At 69.5% G+C, this 16,666-nt stretch carries 17 protein-coding genes; 10 read left to right on the forward strand and 7 right to left on the reverse strand.

Translation table 11 applies throughout. The features are described from left to right. Positions 1-3 precede the first annotated feature (3 nt). From FK531_RS12160 to FK531_RS12170, 3 genes are read right to left on the reverse strand one after another with little or no spacing between them, the layout of a single operon-like run. On the reverse strand, positions 4-1,047 hold the full coding sequence (locus FK531_RS12160; protein WP_142099658.1) for a tocopherol cyclase family protein: 1,044 nt from the start codon (positions 1,045-1,047) through the stop codon (positions 4-6). 47 nt (positions 1,048-1,094) lie between these two features. Beyond that, a complete protein-coding gene (locus FK531_RS12165) occupies positions 1,095-1,487 on the reverse strand; it encodes a PaaI family thioesterase (RefSeq protein WP_142099660.1) in 393 nt (130 codons plus the stop codon). 23 nt (positions 1,488-1,510) lie between these two features. Beyond that, positions 1,511-1,888 carry a YybH family protein gene (locus FK531_RS12170; protein WP_142099662.1) on the reverse strand — a complete coding sequence of 126 codons (378 nt, stop codon included), beginning with the start codon at positions 1,886-1,888 and terminating at the stop codon, positions 1,511-1,513. Positions 1,889-1,984: 96 nt separating this feature from the next. On the opposite strand from FK531_RS12170, the gene FK531_RS12175 reads away from it, so the two are divergent. The 3 genes from FK531_RS12175 (at position 1,985) to FK531_RS12185 (ending at position 4,453) form a co-directional block, all read left to right on the forward strand. Next, positions 1,985-2,887, forward strand: a complete 903-nt coding sequence (locus FK531_RS12175) for a LysR family transcriptional regulator (protein WP_142099664.1) — start codon at positions 1,985-1,987, stop codon at positions 2,885-2,887. 11 nt (positions 2,888-2,898) lie between these two features. Beyond that, positions 2,899-3,534 (forward strand): cysteine hydrolase family protein, encoded by a 636-nt coding sequence (locus tag FK531_RS12180; RefSeq protein ID WP_142100224.1) that lies wholly within the window; start codon positions 2,899-2,901, stop codon positions 3,532-3,534. Positions 3,535-3,616: 82 nt separating this feature from the next. After that, positions 3,617-4,453, forward strand: coding sequence for an alpha/beta fold hydrolase (locus FK531_RS12185; protein ID WP_142099666.1), 837 nt, complete (start codon positions 3,617-3,619; stop codon positions 4,451-4,453). A gap of 10 nt (positions 4,454-4,463) precedes the next feature. Here the strand turns inward: FK531_RS12185 and FK531_RS12190 are convergent, their stop codons facing one another. Together FK531_RS12190 and FK531_RS12195 are read right to left on the reverse strand one after the other, a co-directional pair. Beyond that, entirely contained in the window at positions 4,464-5,342 is an 879-nt protein-coding gene (locus FK531_RS12190; RefSeq protein WP_142100226.1) for an RNA polymerase sigma-70 factor, read from the reverse strand. Next, a complete protein-coding gene (locus FK531_RS12195; protein ID WP_142099668.1) occupies positions 5,342-6,496 on the reverse strand; it encodes an NAD(P)/FAD-dependent oxidoreductase in 1,155 nt (384 codons plus the stop codon). Before FK531_RS12195 ends, FK531_RS12190 begins: the two co-directional genes overlap by 1 nt. A 173-nt stretch (positions 6,497-6,669) precedes the next feature. Between FK531_RS12195 and mshA the strand changes: the two genes are divergently transcribed. Further along, positions 6,670-7,998, forward strand: coding sequence for a D-inositol-3-phosphate glycosyltransferase (mshA, locus tag FK531_RS12200; protein ID WP_142099670.1), 1,329 nt, complete (start codon positions 6,670-6,672; stop codon positions 7,996-7,998). Then, the gene (locus FK531_RS12205; RefSeq protein ID WP_435531049.1) at positions 7,995-8,510 is read left to right on the forward strand and encodes a type III secretion system chaperone family protein; all 516 of its coding nucleotides are present in this window, start codon (positions 7,995-7,997) and stop codon (positions 8,508-8,510) included. The genes mshA and FK531_RS12205 overlap by 4 nt, the downstream gene beginning before the upstream one ends. Here FK531_RS12205 and FK531_RS12210 read toward each other — a convergent pair. Further along, entirely contained in the window at positions 8,507-9,466 is a 960-nt protein-coding gene (locus FK531_RS12210) for a helix-turn-helix transcriptional regulator (RefSeq protein ID WP_142099672.1), read from the reverse strand. The genes FK531_RS12205 and FK531_RS12210 overlap by 4 nt on opposite strands. 145 nt (positions 9,467-9,611) lie before the next feature. On the opposite strand from FK531_RS12210, the gene FK531_RS12215 reads away from it, so the two are divergent. The 5 genes from FK531_RS12215 (at position 9,612) to FK531_RS12235 (ending at position 15,583) form a co-directional block, all read left to right on the forward strand. Then, positions 9,612-10,457 (forward strand): alpha/beta fold hydrolase, encoded by an 846-nt coding sequence (locus FK531_RS12215; RefSeq protein ID WP_142099676.1) that lies wholly within the window; start codon positions 9,612-9,614, stop codon positions 10,455-10,457. Positions 10,458-10,534: 77 nt separating this feature from the next. Next, complete coding sequence (locus FK531_RS12220; RefSeq protein ID WP_142099678.1) at positions 10,535-12,127, forward strand: AMP-binding protein; 1,593 nt, start codon at positions 10,535-10,537, stop codon at positions 12,125-12,127. A gap of 158 nt (positions 12,128-12,285) precedes the next feature. Beyond that, positions 12,286-12,951, forward strand: a complete 666-nt coding sequence (locus FK531_RS12225; protein ID WP_181762934.1) for a TetR/AcrR family transcriptional regulator — start codon at positions 12,286-12,288, stop codon at positions 12,949-12,951. Positions 12,952-12,975: 24 nt separating this feature from the next. After that, the gene (locus tag FK531_RS12230) at positions 12,976-13,836 is read left to right on the forward strand and encodes a 3-hydroxyacyl-CoA dehydrogenase (RefSeq protein WP_142099682.1); all 861 of its coding nucleotides are present in this window, start codon (positions 12,976-12,978) and stop codon (positions 13,834-13,836) included. Positions 13,837-13,909: 73 nt separating this feature from the next. Further along, the gene (locus FK531_RS12235) at positions 13,910-15,583 is read left to right on the forward strand and encodes an oleate hydratase (protein ID WP_181762935.1); all 1,674 of its coding nucleotides are present in this window, start codon (positions 13,910-13,912) and stop codon (positions 15,581-15,583) included. A 3-nt stretch (positions 15,584-15,586) separates the two neighbouring features. On the opposite strand, the gene FK531_RS12240 is transcribed toward FK531_RS12235, so the two are convergent. Further along, the gene (locus tag FK531_RS12240) at positions 15,587-16,663 is read right to left on the reverse strand and encodes a DNA polymerase IV (protein WP_142099686.1); all 1,077 of its coding nucleotides are present in this window, start codon (positions 16,661-16,663) and stop codon (positions 15,587-15,589) included. Positions 16,664-16,666 lie beyond the last annotated feature (3 nt).

Below are 16,666 nucleotides of genomic sequence, written 5' to 3' on the forward strand. Positions count from 1 at the left end.
TCGCTACTGGGGCCAGGGCGGCAGGGGTGGGGCATCGGTCGCGTCCGGCGGCGCGCCGCGCCGGCCGGCCTCGGTCCTGGCCAGGTCGAGTCCGCCGTGTTCCAGTGCGGCGAGGTCGGACTGCCCGGACCACACCTCGCGGCCGCGTCGGCGCACGGTGACCGACATGCGTGCGCCGAGATGTTCCAGCGCGCCGGGGACGTTGCGCCGCTCGGTCGGCAGCGGCACTGGCAGCACGTGCGCGGCGTCGATCGCGCCGTAGCCGTCGATCTCGACGCTCCACCTCGGGCCGCGCCCGCGCAGCGTCCAGTTCTCGTCGGTGACGGTGGTCCGGACCGGCGAGACCAGTGGGTCACCGAGGCGCACCACCCGGCCGTCGGGCAGCCGCACCACGACCAGGGTGATCGCGGTGTGCAGCGGTCCGGCCCGGACTTCGGCGCCCCCGAACGCCACGCACGCCTCAGGTTCGGCGAAACCCTGGGCCTGCCCCCACCACCATGATTCGGGGAATCCGGTTCGGCCCCAGTTCTTCTCGGCGTACACCTGGGCGCCGGTCAGATCCCAGTGCTCGTCTCCCAGCGCCGCGGTACCCTCGGCCCGCCCGCCCAGCAGCCACGGGTGCCAGTACTGGTTGAGCGCGGGAACCGACTGCAAGACACCGGAACCGCCGAACACCCGACGCGGCCAGGGCGCCGGGTTCGTGATCCGCACGTCGAGCCGCGCGTCCGGTCCGAGATCCACCCGCAGTCGGTCGCGCTCACCGACGAACGCCGTCCCGGCGGCGGCGCCGAGCCGGTCCGGATCGGCGGTCGCGACGGGATACGCGGCAGTCCGCAGGAAGCCGTTCGGATGGCCGGCCAGGCCGAGCGTGGCCCAGCTCCCGTCGGCGGCCCGGTTGACCCCGCACAGTGCGATCACCACCCGGTCCGACTCCGGCAGCGTGAACCGCCAGAAGTAGCCCTCCATGGCGACCCCGTGCGCGCGCAGCGGATCCCCGAACGGGAGATCGGCCCCGGTACGGCGATAGGCGTCCTGCAGACGCGGCATTCGCCCACCGTAACCCGATCGGGGCCGCGTCCGCCCGGCGACAGGCCCTAACGTGCGAGCACTGCCTGCGACTGGGTGACCTGCGCGACCAGTCGGCCCTCGTCGTCGCGCACCTCGACCAGTACCGCGATGGTGCTGCGTCCCACGTGCAACGGCCGGGCCGTCGCGGTGACGGTGCCCTTGCGAACCCCGCGGGTGAACACGGTGCTCGAACTGGTCGTCGAGGTGCCCGCGCCCGGTGGCAGGTTCAGGAACGCGCACACGGCGCCCACACTGTCCGCGAGGGTCATCACCGCGCCGCCGTGCATGCCGGGGCCTGCGGTGGTGCGGTGCTCGCTCCAGTCGAGTGTGCCGACCGTTTCCTCCGGTGCGGCCGAGGTCAACTGGACGCCGGTGTGCACGGCGAAGGGCATCGTTGCGAGCAACTGGTCCGGGGTCATGCCTGCAGGCTACGCCGGCCGGGTCAGGCTGTCGGCGTGACGAATTCGGGCTGATCGAGCACGCGCAGCCAGCTGCCGTCGGCCTGCCTGCGGGCCACCTGGGCGCGGGCTCCGGCACCGTCGCGCGGGGGAGTGGAGGTCAGGGCGAGGTCGCCGCTGATCAGGGTGGGCAGTGGCGGCTCGGGCACCATCGTGGGGGCGTTCGCGATCACCTGCTCCCAGAGCTGCCGGATGGCCTCGCGGCCGACGGTCTGGCTTCCCGGCGGGTACGCCATCACCGCGTCCTCCTCGTAGAGCGCCGCGACGCCCGCCGCATCCCCCGCGTTGGTGCGTTCGACGAACAGTCGGGTGAGGTCCTCGGGCCGCATCGCGCGCTCGCGGACGGGTGCGTTCTCGGTCATGGTGAATCCTTTCGGTGGCTTCGGGTACGTCCAGCCTGGGCTCCCATCATCGAGAAGTCCAACAGATAGTTCTGCTGGATACTAGAATCAGTAGTCATGGAACTGAGGCAGCTGGAGTACTTCGTCGCAGTGGCGGAGGAGGCGAACTTCACCCGTGCCGCCGAGCGTGTGCACATCAGCCAGTCGGGCATCAGTGCACAGATCCGGCAGCTCGAACACGACCTCGGCGCACCCCTCATCGACCGGTCCAGCCGGACCGCCACCCTGACGGCGGCGGGGGAGGCCGCGCTCGGGCACGCACGCGCCGCGCTCGCGGCGGCGGCGGCAGTGCGGCGATCCGTCGACGACGTCGCCGAGGTGGTCCGCGGCAGGCTGGTGGTCGGCATGGTCACCGCGTGTACCGTCACGCCACTCTTCGACGCACTTTCGGCGTTCCACCGTGCGCACCCGGGTGTCGCGATCACCCTCGTCGAGGACACCTCCGACCGCCTCACCGAGCGGGTGCGCGCCGGGGAGATGGACATGGCTCTGATCGGGGCCGCCACCGCCGCGCCCGACGGGCTCGGCGCCCTGCCGATCGTCAGCGAGCGCCTCGTCGCCGCGGTCCCGGTCGGGCACGCGCTCGCCCGGCGGCGCCGTGTCACGCTCGCGGACGTCGCGCGGTACCCGATCGTGTGCATGCCGCCGGGGACCGGGATCCGGACCGTGTTCGACCAGGCCTGTGCCGCCGCCGGTCTGCGCGCGGACATCGCCCTGCAGGCCAGCGCGCCGGATGCCGTTGCGGACCTTGCCATTCGCGGTCTCGGCGTGGCGATCCTCAGCGAGTCGATGGCGGGGGCCTACCGAGGTCGACTGAATGCGCCGGTGGTCGCGGATGTCGACATCCCCGCCGTGCTGGCACTGATCTGGTCCGCGGCCGAAAGTCCGGCGCTGCGAGAACTGTTGGGGCACAGTCGCCGTGCCTTCGCCGGCCCGACTGCAGAGGAGGCATTGTCGTGAGTGCACTGTCGATGACCAGGGACCTCGATCCCTTCATCTCGCCACACCTGAATTCGTCGGCACTGCTGGTGATCGACACCCAACGGGACTTCGCGGACGGCGGATCCAGCCCGATCGCGGGCACCACCGCGGTACTGCCCGCGATCACAGAGCTGCTGACGGCGTACCGGGCCGCGCGGCGCCCGATCGTGCACGTGGTCCGGCTCTACGAGGGCGAGGACGTCGACCTGGTGCGCCGCTCCGCGATCGAGGCCGGTGCACCGATGGCCCGGCCTGGCGCCCCGGGGTCGCAGATCGTGCCCGAGTTCGGGGTGAGCGAGCTGGACCCGGACCTGTTGCGGTCCGGTGCATTTCAGCCCGTCACCGCCACCGAGTCGATCCTGTTCAAGCCGCGCTGGAGCGCCTTCCACCGCACCGCGCTCGAATCACACCTGCGCGAGGCGGAGGTGGACACAATCGTCCTCGCCGGCTGCAACTACCCGAACTGCCCGCGCGCCACCGTGTTCGGCGCCAGCGAGCGGGACCTGCGGGTCCTGATCGCCGCCGACGCGATCAGCGGGGTCGACGCGCGGCACCTCGACGAGGCCGGGCTGATCGGTGCCGTGCACGCGACGGTCGGGCAGATCGTCGAGAAGTTGAGCGCCTGAGGTGCCTGCGGCACTGTGCGCGCCGTTTACCCCGATCGGGGTGAACCGCGCGCACGGGCGCCGGAGGCGCACAATGGCGCGCATGGCAATCAGGGAAGCGGTCAGCGCCGACGGCACGTCCATCGTCTACCGAGTCGACGGCGAGCGTGACGCCAGGCCGCTGGTGCTCCTGCACGGCTGGGCGCAGTCGCTGCAGTGCTGGGGCCCGCAGGTGCTCGGCGCGCTGGCCGAGAAGTACCGGGTGATCGCCGTCGACCTGCGCGGGCACGGCTACTCGGGCGCACCGGAATCCGGCTACGACGATCCCGAGGTCTGGGCCGCCGACGTCGCGGCCGTCCTCGACGCGGAGGGGGTCGACTCGGGCGCGGTGCTGCTCGGCTGGTCCTACGGCGGGCTGGTGCTCTGCGACTACCTTGCCGTCCGCGGCGCCGCGGCGGTGGACGGGATCGTCCTGGTCGGGGCGATCACCAGCATCGGTCGCGGACAGAAGGGCGGCCGAGTCGGATCGGCCATGCGGGCCGCGGTCCCGGCGGCGGCGTCCGAGGACCCGCGCGAGGCGATCCGTGCGCTCGGCAGCTTCGGCACCGCGCTCACCGGGCCGATGGAGGGCGCCTCCGCCCGCGTGGGCATCGCCTCTCAGGCCCTGTTCGGCGCCAGCCTCTCGACACCACCACGGGTGCGGGCCGCGCTGTTCGCGCGCGAGGTCGGGCACGACGACCTGCTCGCCGCGCTCACCGTGCCGGCGCTGGTGCTGCACGGCACCGCGGACACCGTGGTGGACGTGTCCGCGGGCCGCCATGCCGCCGAACTGATCCCGAACGCGACCGCGTCCTACTGGGAGGGCTGCGACCACGGACCGTTCGTCGAGGACCCGGCCCGGTTCGTGGCCGAGATCGGCGGGTTCGTCGACGGGCTGTAGGTGCGGGAGGTCACCGTGCGAGGTCCCTGGCCAGCTCGGCCGACGCCAGCTTGTCCGGGTTGCGCACCATGTACACCGCGGACACCCGGCCGTCGGTGACCTCGATCATCGCCACCGTGTCGAGCCGATCCCCCAAGTAGATCAGGGCCGACGGCAGCGAGTTGAACACCCCGACTTCGAAGCGGATGTCGGGGACGCCGATCCGACCCAGCCCGGTCATGAACTGAGCCACCCGGTCGCGGCCGACCACGGGCCGGCGCGCGGCACTGACCTTCCCGCCACCGTCCGAGATCTCGACGACGTCGGGGGACATGAGGTCCATCAGCGCCTGGACGTCGCCGGTCACCGCCGCGCTGAGGAACTGCCCCGCGACCTCCTGAGCGGCCGCGGAGGTCGGTTCGAATCGCTTGCGGCGGGCCTGCACGTGAGCCCGTGCGCGATGTGCGGCCTGACGGACCGCGGTCTCGGTTCGGCCGACCGACTCGGCGATCTCGCGGTGGCTGAATCCGAACACCTCGCGCAGGACGAACACGGCGCGCTCGTCCGGGCTGAGGGTCTCGAGGACGAGCAGCATCGCCATCGACACCGACTCGGCCAGGATCGTGTCCTCCGAGGCGTCGGCGTCGGCGTCGGTGCGGATCGGCTCGGGCAGCCAGCTGCCGACGTACTCCTCGCGACGGCGAGACGAGGCACGTAACTGGTTCAGCGACTGCCGCGTGACGATTTGCGCCAGGTATGCACGCGGATTGTCGACGGTGGACGGGTCCACCTCGGACCAGCGGATGTAGCTGTCCTGCAACGCATCCTCCGCATCGGTCGCGCTGCCGAGGATCTCGTAGGCGACGGTGAAGAGCAGCGGCCGGTACTCGGTGAAGACATCTGCCGCGATCACGAGGCCACCTTGTCCGCGACCTGGACACGGGCGGGTCCCGCGGGGCCACGGTACGACCCGGCCCGGACGTACTTCACCGTGTACCGGCAGATCTGTTCCTTGACGACGGCCGCGAGGCGACCGCGGAGCGCGAACCGCCGCGGACTGTCATCGGGGCGGACGGCCTGGACCAAGGCCGAACGGCGTCCCAAGCTGATGCACTGCGCGACGAATCCGAGCGACAGCGGAGTGGGAGTTTCGCCGTTCAACAACGCCAGCACGGTGTCGGCGCCGTGCACTCCGAGAGGAAGGGCGGCCTGGCAGCTCATCCGGACGTGCCCGGCGACCTCGTCGGGCGCGGCGACCGCATCCCCGACACCGACGATGGTCGGGTTGTCGAGGCAGACGAGCGCCGAGTCGGTACGCAACCGGCCCGCCTCGTCCACCGGCAGGCCGCTGCGGCGGGCCAGGTCCGGCACGGCGAACGCGCCTGCCCAGACGGTGCAGTCGCTGTCCAGGCCGGAGCCGTCGTCGAGCTCGACCCGACCCTCCGTGACCCGCTGCACGCGGACACCCTCGCGCAGGGTTACTCCGTTGCGGGTGAGCGCTCGGACGATCGCGGTGCGGCCGGCGGCAGGCAACTGCGCGGCGGGCGGTCCCGCGGAGATCATCTGCACAGACAGGGTGGGTCGCTGTTCGGCAATCTCGACTGCGGTCTCGATGCCGGTCAGACCGCCGCCGACGACTGTGACAACGGCGCCGTCGGACAACTCCCGCAGCCGGGTCCGGAGGCGGTCCGCATCTTCGAGCACCGCGACCGTGTGGGTGTGTGCGAGCGCGTGGTCGCGGCGATCGGCGACGCTTCCCACCGCATAGACCAGGTAGTCGAAGTCGACGACGTCGCCGTCCCCGAGCAGCACCGACCGGGCGTCGATCCGCTCGACCGTGTCGATCCGGATTCGCGCGGCGGGGTCGAGAACCTCGGTGAGCGGGATCGTCGCGGCGCCGCTGCCGGTCGCGAACTGATGCAGCCGGATGCGCTCGACGAAGTCGGCCCGTGGATTGATCACGGTCACGGCGACACCGGGCAATCGCGCAGCCAGAATCCGATTTGCTGCCATCACGCCCGCGTAGCCCGCACCGACGACGACGACCTGCTTGGACTGGTTCATCTCGCATCCTCTCGTGACGATTTCGATCTCACACCCCAAGACACCGCGGTGGTCGCAGACGTGACACCGTGTCCGTGAGACGTGTGTCACATGCGCGCCGCGACTCGGGCGCAGCCGCGGACCGTGCGCGTGCTGCGTCACCTCCCTCGCGACTCGCAAGGCAAGATGGAGGCGTGACGCCAGCGCAGAACAACAGGTTGAGACGGGTGGCCGTGATCTCGGTCCACACCTCCCCCTTGGCGCAACCGGGAACCGGTGACGCGGGCGGCATGAACGTCTACGTGCTGCAGAGCGCGCTGCAACTGGCGCGCCGCGGCGTCGAGGTGGAGATCTTCACCCGGGCGACCTCCTCGTCGGACGAGCCGGTGGTCGAGGCCGCGCCCGGGGTGCTGGTGCGCAACGTGGTCGCGGGACCGTTCGAGGGGCTCGACAAGCACGACCTGCCCACGCAGCTGTGCGCCTTCACCGCGGGCGTGCTGCGCGAGGAGGCGCACCACGAACCCGGCCACTACGACCTGGTGCACTCGCACTACTGGCTCTCCGGTCAGGTCGGCTGGTTGGCCCGGGACCGCTGGGGAGTGCCGCTCGTGCACACCGCGCACACCCTGGCCGCGGTCAAGAACGCCGCACTCGCGGAGGGGGACACCCCGGAGCCGGTGGCCCGGCAGATCGGCGAGCAGCAGGTGGTCGCGGAGGCGGACCGCCTGGTCACCAACACTGCCGACGAGGCCGGCCAGCTCGTCGACATCTACGGTGCCGACCCGAACCGGATCGACGTGGTCGCCCCGGGCGCTGACCTGACCCGCTACCGGCCGGGCGACCGCGCGGCGGCCCGGGCCGAGCTCGGCCTCGACCCCCACGAGCTGATCGTCACGTTCGTCGGCCGCATCCAGCCGCTGAAGGCCCCCGACGTGCTGCTGCGCGCCGCCGCGGCGCTCAGTGAGCGCGACCCGGAGTTGCCGCTTCGGGTGGTCGTGGTGGGGGGACCGTCCGGCACCGGGCTCGAACGGCCCGACTCCCTGATCGAACTGGCCGCGACGCTGGGCATCGCCGCCCGGGTGACGTTCCTGCCGCCGCAGCCGCCCGACCGGCTGGCCCAGGTGTACCGCGCGTCGGACGTCGTGGCGGTGCCGAGCTACTCCGAGTCCTTCGGCCTGGTCGCGCTCGAGGCGCAGGCCTGCGGCACCCCGGTGGTCGCGGCCGACGTCGGCGGCCTCGGCGTCGCGGTCAGCGGCGGGGAGACCGGACTGCTGGTGCCCGGTCACCGCACCGACGACTGGGCGGCGGCGTTGGGATCGCTGCTCCGCGACCCGGACCGGCTCGCGGAGATGGCCCGCAACGCGCCGAAGCACGCCGCGAACTTCTCCTGGGAGCACACCGCCGACGGGCTCCTCGAGAGCTATCGCCGGGCCGTCGCCGGCTACCGCGTCAACACCGAGCTCACCGCGCGCCGGGGCCGGGGCCCGTGGAAACTACGCAGACTGGGGAGCGTGCGAGCATGAACGAGTCCGCGACCGTGGCCGAGACCGCCACGTTGATCGACGCCGAATTGGCCGAGCGGGAACTGGACTACTCCCGCAAGGGCGAGGACCAGTTCATTGTCGAACTGCCGGGCGAACGCAAGCTCAAGACCACCTGCCTGCTGACGGTCGGCACGCACGGGGTGCGGGTGGAGGCGTTCGTCTGTCGCAAGCCGGACGAGAACTTCGAGGGCGTCTACCGGTACCTGCTGCGTCGCAACCGGCGGCTGTACGGCGTGCACTACACGATCGACAAGATCGGCGACATCTACCTGGTCGGCCGGATCTCGACCCACGCGGTGACGGGCGCCGAACTCGACCGGGTGCTTGGCCAGGTGCTCGAGGCGGCGGACGGCGACTTCAACGTGCTGCTCGAACTCGGCTTCGCGACCTCGATCCGGCGGGAGTGGGACTGGCGGGTTTCGCGGGGCGAATCGCTGGCCAACCTGAAGGCCTTCGAGCACCTGATCGAGTCGCCGAAGGCGGGCGACTAGGCCCCGAGGGTTCGGCTCGGCGTGTGCGCGCGTAGCGCGCGCGGGGTGTTGCCGTATCGGCTGCGGAACGCCGCACCGAATGCGCTCAGTGAGGTGAATCCCGACCCGAAGGCGATCTCGCTGATCGGCAGCCGCGCGCAGCCGGGGTCCTGCAATCGGCTGCGAGCGCGGTCGAGCCGTTGGTCGCGCAGCATGCCTGCGGGTGTCGTGCCCGCCGTGTGCAGCGCGAGTTGAAGTTGTCGCAGTGACCAGCCGAGTTCACGCGCCATGGTCTGTGGAGTGACGGCTGGGTCGTCGGAGTGCTCGGCGACATACAGCCGCGCCCGGTGGGCGATAGAGCCGAGACGGTCGTCGTTCTCGCGGGCCTGCGCCGTCCCGACGATTTCGAGAAGGCGGGTGCTGACTGCGAGGAAGTCGACGGCGGACAGTGAATCGCGTTCCCGGGCCAGGCTGTCGGCCATTGCAGCCGCCACCGAGCCGATGCCGCTACGGAGATCGAGGTCGACGGGGATGGTTGCCGCACGGGTGCCCGGAAGACTGCCCTCCGGCACGCTCAGGACGAGTGCTCGAGCGCGGCCCAGTTGGGCGAGCTCGAACGGGGCGGCCATCGTCACGACGGCCGCCCGGCCGTGCGTCAACCGGGTGACGCGGCCGCCCTGTGCGACGTCCAGTTGGCCATGTCGCGGCACCACCATCCGCAGGCTCCGGTCGTCGTCGGACCGGGCGTCGCGAGCGGACCGGTGATAGGTGATCCCGTCGGACCAGAACTCGACGAGTTGATACTGCCCGCACCGTTGAACGATGGTGCCGCCGTCGAACGCTCCGGGTGACGGATAGCTCATGTCCAGGCCGCCGTGATTGGAGCGCACGTGCTCGCGCCAGTAGTCGGGGCGTTGTGAGGCGGGCACGTCGACGGTGGTCGTGTGTTGCACCAGGTACTCGATTCCTGCCGCCATCCGTCCTCCTGAGGACTGTGCGCGTCTACGTCACCTTCTTGCGCGGATCGGCAAGCCTGCGGACAGCGCCGGTTCATATGCTCACACAGTCCAGTGACGGGGGTCACAGCCAGGTGGTTGTGGCCGAGAGGTACAGGAGAAGCTCATGCAGATGGCAACGGTCAACGGGACGCAACTCGCCTACGTCGACAAGGGCCCGCGGGACGGAATTCCGGTGGTGCTGAGCCACTCGCTCTTCTTCGACCACACCATGTTCGACGAGCTCGGCGAGAGGCTGGAAGCTCACCGATACCGGGTGATCGCGTTCGATCACCGTGGGCAGGGGGCGAGCGCTCCCGCAGTCCGCGACGAACTCACCGTGGACAACCTGGCCCTCGACGCCGCCGCGCTGATCGAGCATCTCGGGTTGGGGCCGTGCCACGTGGTGGGCAACTCGTTGGGCGGAATGGTCGCGCTGCGACTGGCCGCGCGTCGACCCGACCTCATTCGTTCGGCGACGGCTCTCGGCGCATCCGCGGAGGAGGAGCACAAGCTGGCCGAGTTCAGTCCGCTCATCGACCACCTCACCGAGCACGGTGCGGCGGACGTCGTCGACGTGGTGATGCACATCATGTTCGGCGATGCCTCGCTGGGCGCGGGCGGAGACATGATCGACCAGTGGCGCGCGCACATCGCGGCCCTCCCGCCCAGCATCGGTGACGCCGCCTACGGCGTGATCCACCGCGGCCGCATCATCGAGGAGCTGGCCGGTTGCCAGGTGCCCGTGCTCGCGATCGCGGGCAGCGAGGACCACGCCTACCCGCAGCCGGTCTCTGGGCAGAACATCGCCGACGCGACCGGCGGACGACACGTCACGGTCGAGGCGGCCGGGCATTCCGTCGCACTGGAGCGGGCCGACGTCGTCGCCGGATATCTCGCTGACCATTTCGTGCGAGCTGACGGCGCCGCCGAGGGGGCCGGTCGTGGGCAGGTCGTACCGGCGCAGCCGTGACAGCCCAGACGTGACGCCGGCAGCGACTTGACGTAGGTTTCAAGTTGCTGCCGCACCCCTGCGAGAAGAGGTCCCCCGTGAGCTTCAAGAGTCCCTACCCCGACGTCGAGATCCCGAACCTCAGCGTCTACGACTTCCTGTTCGGTTCCATCGCGGAGGCGGATCTGGACCGGATCGCCCTCATCGACGGCGCCACCGGTGAGGAGACCGACTACCGCACCCTGGTCGCGAAGATCAATGCCGTCGCCGGCGCGCTCGCGGCGCGCGGACTGGAGGTCGGTGACGTCGTCGGACTGCACTCTCCGAACTCGCCCGAGTTCGCGATCGCGTTCCACGGCATCCTGCGCGGGGGCGGCACCGCCACCACGATCAACGCGCTCTACACCGCGGCCGACATCGCCAAACAGTTGAAGGACTCCGGTGCGAAGGCACTGTTCACCGTCTCGCCGATGCTCGCGCAGGCGGTGTCCGCCGCCGAGCAGGCGAGCATTCCCGCCGACCGGGTCTTCGTCCTCGACGTCGCCGAGGGGCACACGTCGCTGGCCGACCTGATCGCGGAGAACGCCCCGGCCCCCGAGGTGCACATCGACCCGGCCACGCAGGTCGCCGTGCTGCCGTACTCGTCGGGTACGACCGGCAATCCCAAGGGCGTCAAGCTCTCCCACCGGAACCTGGTCGCCAACGTGTGCCAGATCCGGCCGCGGCTCGGTGTCGATGCCGACGACCGGGTGCTTGCCGTGCTGCCGTTCTTCCACATCTACGGTCTGACCGTGCTGCTCAACGCGTCGCTGTACCAGCGCGCCAGCCTGGTCACGATGGCGAGATTCGACCTCCCGGCGTTCCTGACGCTGGTGTCCGAGAAGAAGTGCACGTACGTCTTCGTCGCGCCACCGGTCGCGCTGGCGTTGGCCAAGCATCCGATGGTCGACCAGTACGACCTGTCGAGCGTGCACACCATCCTGTCCGGAGCGGCGTCGCTCGACGAGGATCTCGGCAAGGCCGTCGCGACGCGACTCGGTCTGCGGGTGTTGCAGGGCTTCGGCATGAGCGAGCTCAGCCCGGTCAGCCACAACCTCTCGGCAGACGAGGAGGGCGTGCCGCTCAGTTCGGTCGGCAAGCCGGTCGCGAACTCGGAGAACAAGCTCGTCGATCCGGCCACCGGCGCCGAGATCGACGTCCCGACCGAGGGTCGCAGTGAGCCGGGTGAGCTGTGGGTCAAGGGGCCGAACGTGATGCTCGGCTACCTGAACAACGACGCGGCCACCGCCGAGACCCTCGACGCCGACGGCTACCTGCACACCGGCGACGTCGCCGTCGTCGACGCCGACCGCAACGTCTACATCGTCGACCGGCTCAAGGAGCTCATCAAGTACAAGGGCTACCAGGTACCGCCTGCGGAGCTCGAGGCGCTGCTGCTCACGCACCCGAAGATCGCCGACACCGCGGTCATCGGCGTCCTCGACGACGAGGGCGAGGAGGTGCCGAAGGCGTTCGTCGTGCTCCAGGCCGGCGCCGAGCTGACCGAGGACGAGGTCATCGCGTTCGTCGCGGAGCGGGTCTCCCCGCACAAGAAGGTGCGGCGCGTGCAGTTCATCGACACGGTGCCGAAGTCGAGCGCGGGCAAGATCCTGCGCAAGGACCTTCGCGCGAGCGAGGGGACGCAGGGGTAACCGCCACCCCGACTGTGAGAGGTCCGAGGGGCGCCGTCGCGTGGTTTCGACCGCGGGCGGTGCCCCTTGTCGCGTCCGGGTCGGTCCGGTCACGTCCAGAGCGGTCGCCACCAAAACGGAGTACACTCATTTATGAGTGGATTCCGAATTGTGGGGAAGTGATTCCAGTGCACCCGGACGTCGAGTCGAATGCGGAGGCCGCCCTCGGTCGCCGCGAACGCGGCAAGACGCAGAAGCAGGCGCGGATCTTCCGTGCCGCCGCGGACCTGTTCGACGAACGTGGCTATGGCGCCGTGACGACCCAGCAGATCGCGGACCGGGCGGACGTCTCGATCGGGACGCTGTTCCGGTACGCCTCGACCAAGGCCGAGTTGCTGTTGATGGTCTACAACGAGGCCTTTGCCGCCGCCGTCGCCGAGGGTGAGGCCGCGGCCAGGTTCGTCGACGATCCGGTCGACCGCGTGATCGCGCTCGTGACGCCGGTGCTCGAGGTCGGGCGCGTCGCGTCCGAGAACACCGTCGCGTACCAGCGCGATCTGCTGTTCGGGCCCGCGGACGAGCCGTTCCGGTCGAAGGGGCTCGCGATCGTCGTCCGGCTCGAGAGCCTGATCGCAGGCGGCCTCGACCGGCACGCGGACACCGATGTCACGCATTCCCCGGCGATGGCCGCGGCCCGCGCGGTGTTCGCCGCCGTGCACATGGAGATCGCGCACCCGCTCGCCTCGGTGCCCGCGAGCAGTTCCCCGTCGGACTCATTCCTCGAACAGGTCGCGCTGATCGTGACCGGATACCTGACCCGGCATCCGTCGGGTCCGAACTCCTGAAACACCAACAGAGAGGACAGATCAATGACCGCCATCACCAAGGTGACCGTGCTGGGGACCGGAGTCCTGGGCTCCCAGATCGCGTACCAGAGCGCGTACCACGGCGTCGACGTCGTCGCGTACGACATCAACGACGAGATCCTCGAGAAGGCCGAGGGGCGCTTCGCGGGCCTCGCCGAGACCTACAAGTCCGAGGTCGCGGGCGCGGCCGACGGCAAGGCCGACGCGGCGCTCGGTCGGATCGGGTACTCCTCGGACCTCGCGGACGCCGTCAAGGATGCCGATCTGGTCATCGAGGCCATCCCGGAGAACATCGACATCAAGCGCGACACCTACATCAAGCTCGGTGAGGTGGCCCCGGCCGAGACGATCTTCGCGACCAACTCCTCGACGCTGCTGCCGAGCGACCTGATGGGCTTCACCGGCCGGCCCGAGAAGTTCCTCGCCCTGCACTTCGCCAACCGTGTCTGGGCGCACAACACCGCCGAGGTGATGGGCACCGCCGCGACCGACCCCGAGGTGTACCGCCGGGTCGCCGACTTCGCGTCCGCCATCGGCATGGTGCCGATCGAGATGAAGAAGGAGAAGGCGGGTTACCTGCTCAACTCGCTGCTGGTGCCGTTCCTCGCCGCCGCCGGACAGTTGGTGGTCGACGGTGTCGCCGAGCCCGAGATGGTGGACAAGACCTGGAAGATCGGCACCGGTGCACCCGCCGGCCCGTTCGAGATCTACGACATCGTCGGCCTCAACACCGCGTACAACATCTCGATGGCCGGCTCACCCGACCAGCAGCGGTTCGCGCAGTACATCAAGGAGAACTACATCGACAAGGGCAAGCTCGGTGTCGCATCGGGAGAGGGATTCTACACGTACCCGGCGAAGTGACGGACGTTCCCATAGTGTTCTTGAGGTGGTAGGTGCACGTTCTCGCCCGTGGACGATGAAGGAGTGAATTCTCTTGTCGCACAAGGCGCACATGATCGGTGCAGGAATCGGCAACCTCGCTGCGGCGATCTACCTGATCCGTGACGGGGGCTGGGATGGTGAGGACATCACCATCATGGGTCTCGACATGCACGGAGCCAACGACGGCGAGTCGGCCGCCACCTTCCAGAAGCAGTACGGCTACACCGACCTCAGCAACGACCGAGGGTTTCTCAACCGGGGCGGGCGGATGCTCAACGAGGAGACCTACGAGAACCTGTGGGACCTTCTCGACGGCGTTCCCTCCCTTGACGATCCGGCCACGTCGGTGACCAAGGAGATTCTCGACTTCGACCACGCCCATCCCACCCACGACGTCGCCCGGCTCATCGACAGCGCGACCGGGATCCGCAACAAGGGTGACGGGCTGGATTACAAGCACATGCAGTTCGACAACACCGATCGCGAGCTGCTGACGAAGCTCATGGCGTTGCCGGAGTCGAAGGAACCCGAACTCGACGACCTCAGCATCGAGCAGTGGTTCGCGAAGAGCCCGCACTTCTTCACGACCAACTTCTGGTACATGTGGCAGACGACGTTCGCGTTCAAGCCGGTCAGTTCCGCGATGGAACTGCGCCGCTACATGAACCGGATGATCCTCGAGTTCAGCCGGATCAACACCCTGGCCGGCGTCACTCGGTCCCCGTACAACCAGTACGAGAGCATCATCATGCCGATGCGCAGGTTCCTCGAGGGCAAGGGCGTGAAGTTCGTCAACGAGCTCAAGGTGACCGCGTTCGTGTTCAAGGACACTGCCATGCGGGACGAGATCGTGGTGACCGGACTGGACTACGAGAACGTCCGGACCGGCGAACGGGGCCGGATCGAGGTGTCCGAGGACGATCTCGTCTTCGACACCAACGGCAGCATCACCGACAGTTCCTCGATCGGGGACCTGGACACCCCGGTCGTCGAGGACACCCGCTATGCGCCGAGCGCGTTGCTGTGGAAGCAGGCGACCGAGCACTTCTACGACCTCGGCCACCCGGACAAGTTCTTCGGGGACCGCGCGCAGAGTGAGTGGATGAGCTTCACCGTGACCACCGACTCGCACGAGCTGATCAACGAGATCGCGCGGATCACCAAGCAGCAGCCCGGCAATGCGCTCAACACGTTCGTCGACACCGAGGCGATGCTCTCGCTCGTCATCCACCATCAGCCGCACTATCACGCGCAGAAGGAAAACGAGGGCGTCTTCTGGGGCTACTTCCTGTTCCCGCGGGAGAAGGGTGAGTACGTCCGGAAGACCGTCATGGACATGACCGGTCGCGAGATGCTGGAGGAGGCCCTCGGCCACCTCGAGCACCTCGACGCGACCGGCGCGCTGGCGAAGCGCCGCGACGAGATCATGGGCACTGTCGTCAACTCGATCCCGAGCTTCCTTCCGTACGCCAGTGCGCTGTTCAACCGGCGTGCAGTCGGGGACCGCCCGCTGGTGGTGCCGAAGAACTCGAAGAACCTGGCGTTCGTCAGCCAGTTCGCCGAGATTCCGTTCGACATGGTGTTCACCGAGCAGTACTCGGTGCGGTGCGCGCAGATCGCCGTGTACCACTTCCTCGGCCTCCCGGACAGCAAGCTCACCAAGATGCACCACTACGAGAAGGACCCGAAGATCCTCGCGAAGGCCGCGGTGACGATGTTCCGCTGACCGTCACGGGGGAGCGAGCATCTCGAGGCGCACCCCGAGCAGGCGGACCTCCCGGTCGTGGTCGAGACGCTCGGTCAGCGCGGCGGCGGCGTCCGCGATGACCTCGGTGTCGAGCGTCGGCTCCGGGAGCGGGCGGCCCGTGGTGTGGGTCTCGAAGGGGGCGTACCTGACCTTCAGTTCCACCCGCACCGCGGACCGGCCCTCCGCCCGCAGGTCCTCCGTCACCCGCGCCGCCAGCGCTCGCACCGCGGTGGTCACGTCGGCGGGGTCGTCGAGATTGCGCTGGAATGTGGTCTCGCGGCTGTGCGAGCGGGCCACCCACGGCTCGGCGCTGACGGTGTCGTCGCCGACGCCGCGCCCGAGGCGGCCCAGCCACGGCCCGATCGTCGGCCCGAGCGCGGCTGCCAGGCCCGCGTCCGCGGCGTCGGCCAGTTCGCGAACCGTGTGGATACCCAGCGCGGCAAGCTTTTTCGCGGTCTTGGTGCCGATGCCCCACAGTGCGGCGGTGTCGCGGGCGCCCATCACCTCGAACCAGTTTTCGGCGGTCAGTCTGTACATCCCGCGCGGCTTGCCGAATCCCGTCGCGGTCTTCGCGCGCAGTTTGTTGTCGCCGATGCCCACCGAGCAGTGCAGCGCGGTCGCCTCGAGCACCGCGGTCTGTGCGGTCCGCGCGAACGCCTCCGGGTCGGCGGTCTGCACGCCGAGGAAGGCCTCGTCCCAGCCCAGCACCTCGACGACCGCGTCCAGCCTGCGCAGGGTGTCCATCACCACGGAGGACGCCGCCGCGTAGGCCTGGCCGTCGACCGGCAGGAACACCGCGTCGGTGACGCCGCGGGAGGCGAGTCTGCGGGCAGCTACCCGCAGCGGCATCCCCGAACCGATGCCGAACTCGCGGGCCTCGTATGACGCCGTCGACACGACGGCCCGCTCGGTGGGGTCGCCGCGGCCTCCGACGATCACCGGCCTGCCCCGCAGCGCAGGCCTGCGCAGCACCTCGACCGCCGCGACGAACTGGTCGAGGTCGAGGTGCAGCACCCAGTTGATGCGGGACCGTGGACCACGCTTCGGGGCGGCGTCCATCCC

Source organism: Rhodococcus spelaei (assembly GCF_006704125.1).
Lineage (GTDB): Bacteria > Actinomycetota > Actinomycetes > Mycobacteriales > Mycobacteriaceae > Rhodococcus_G > Rhodococcus_G spelaei.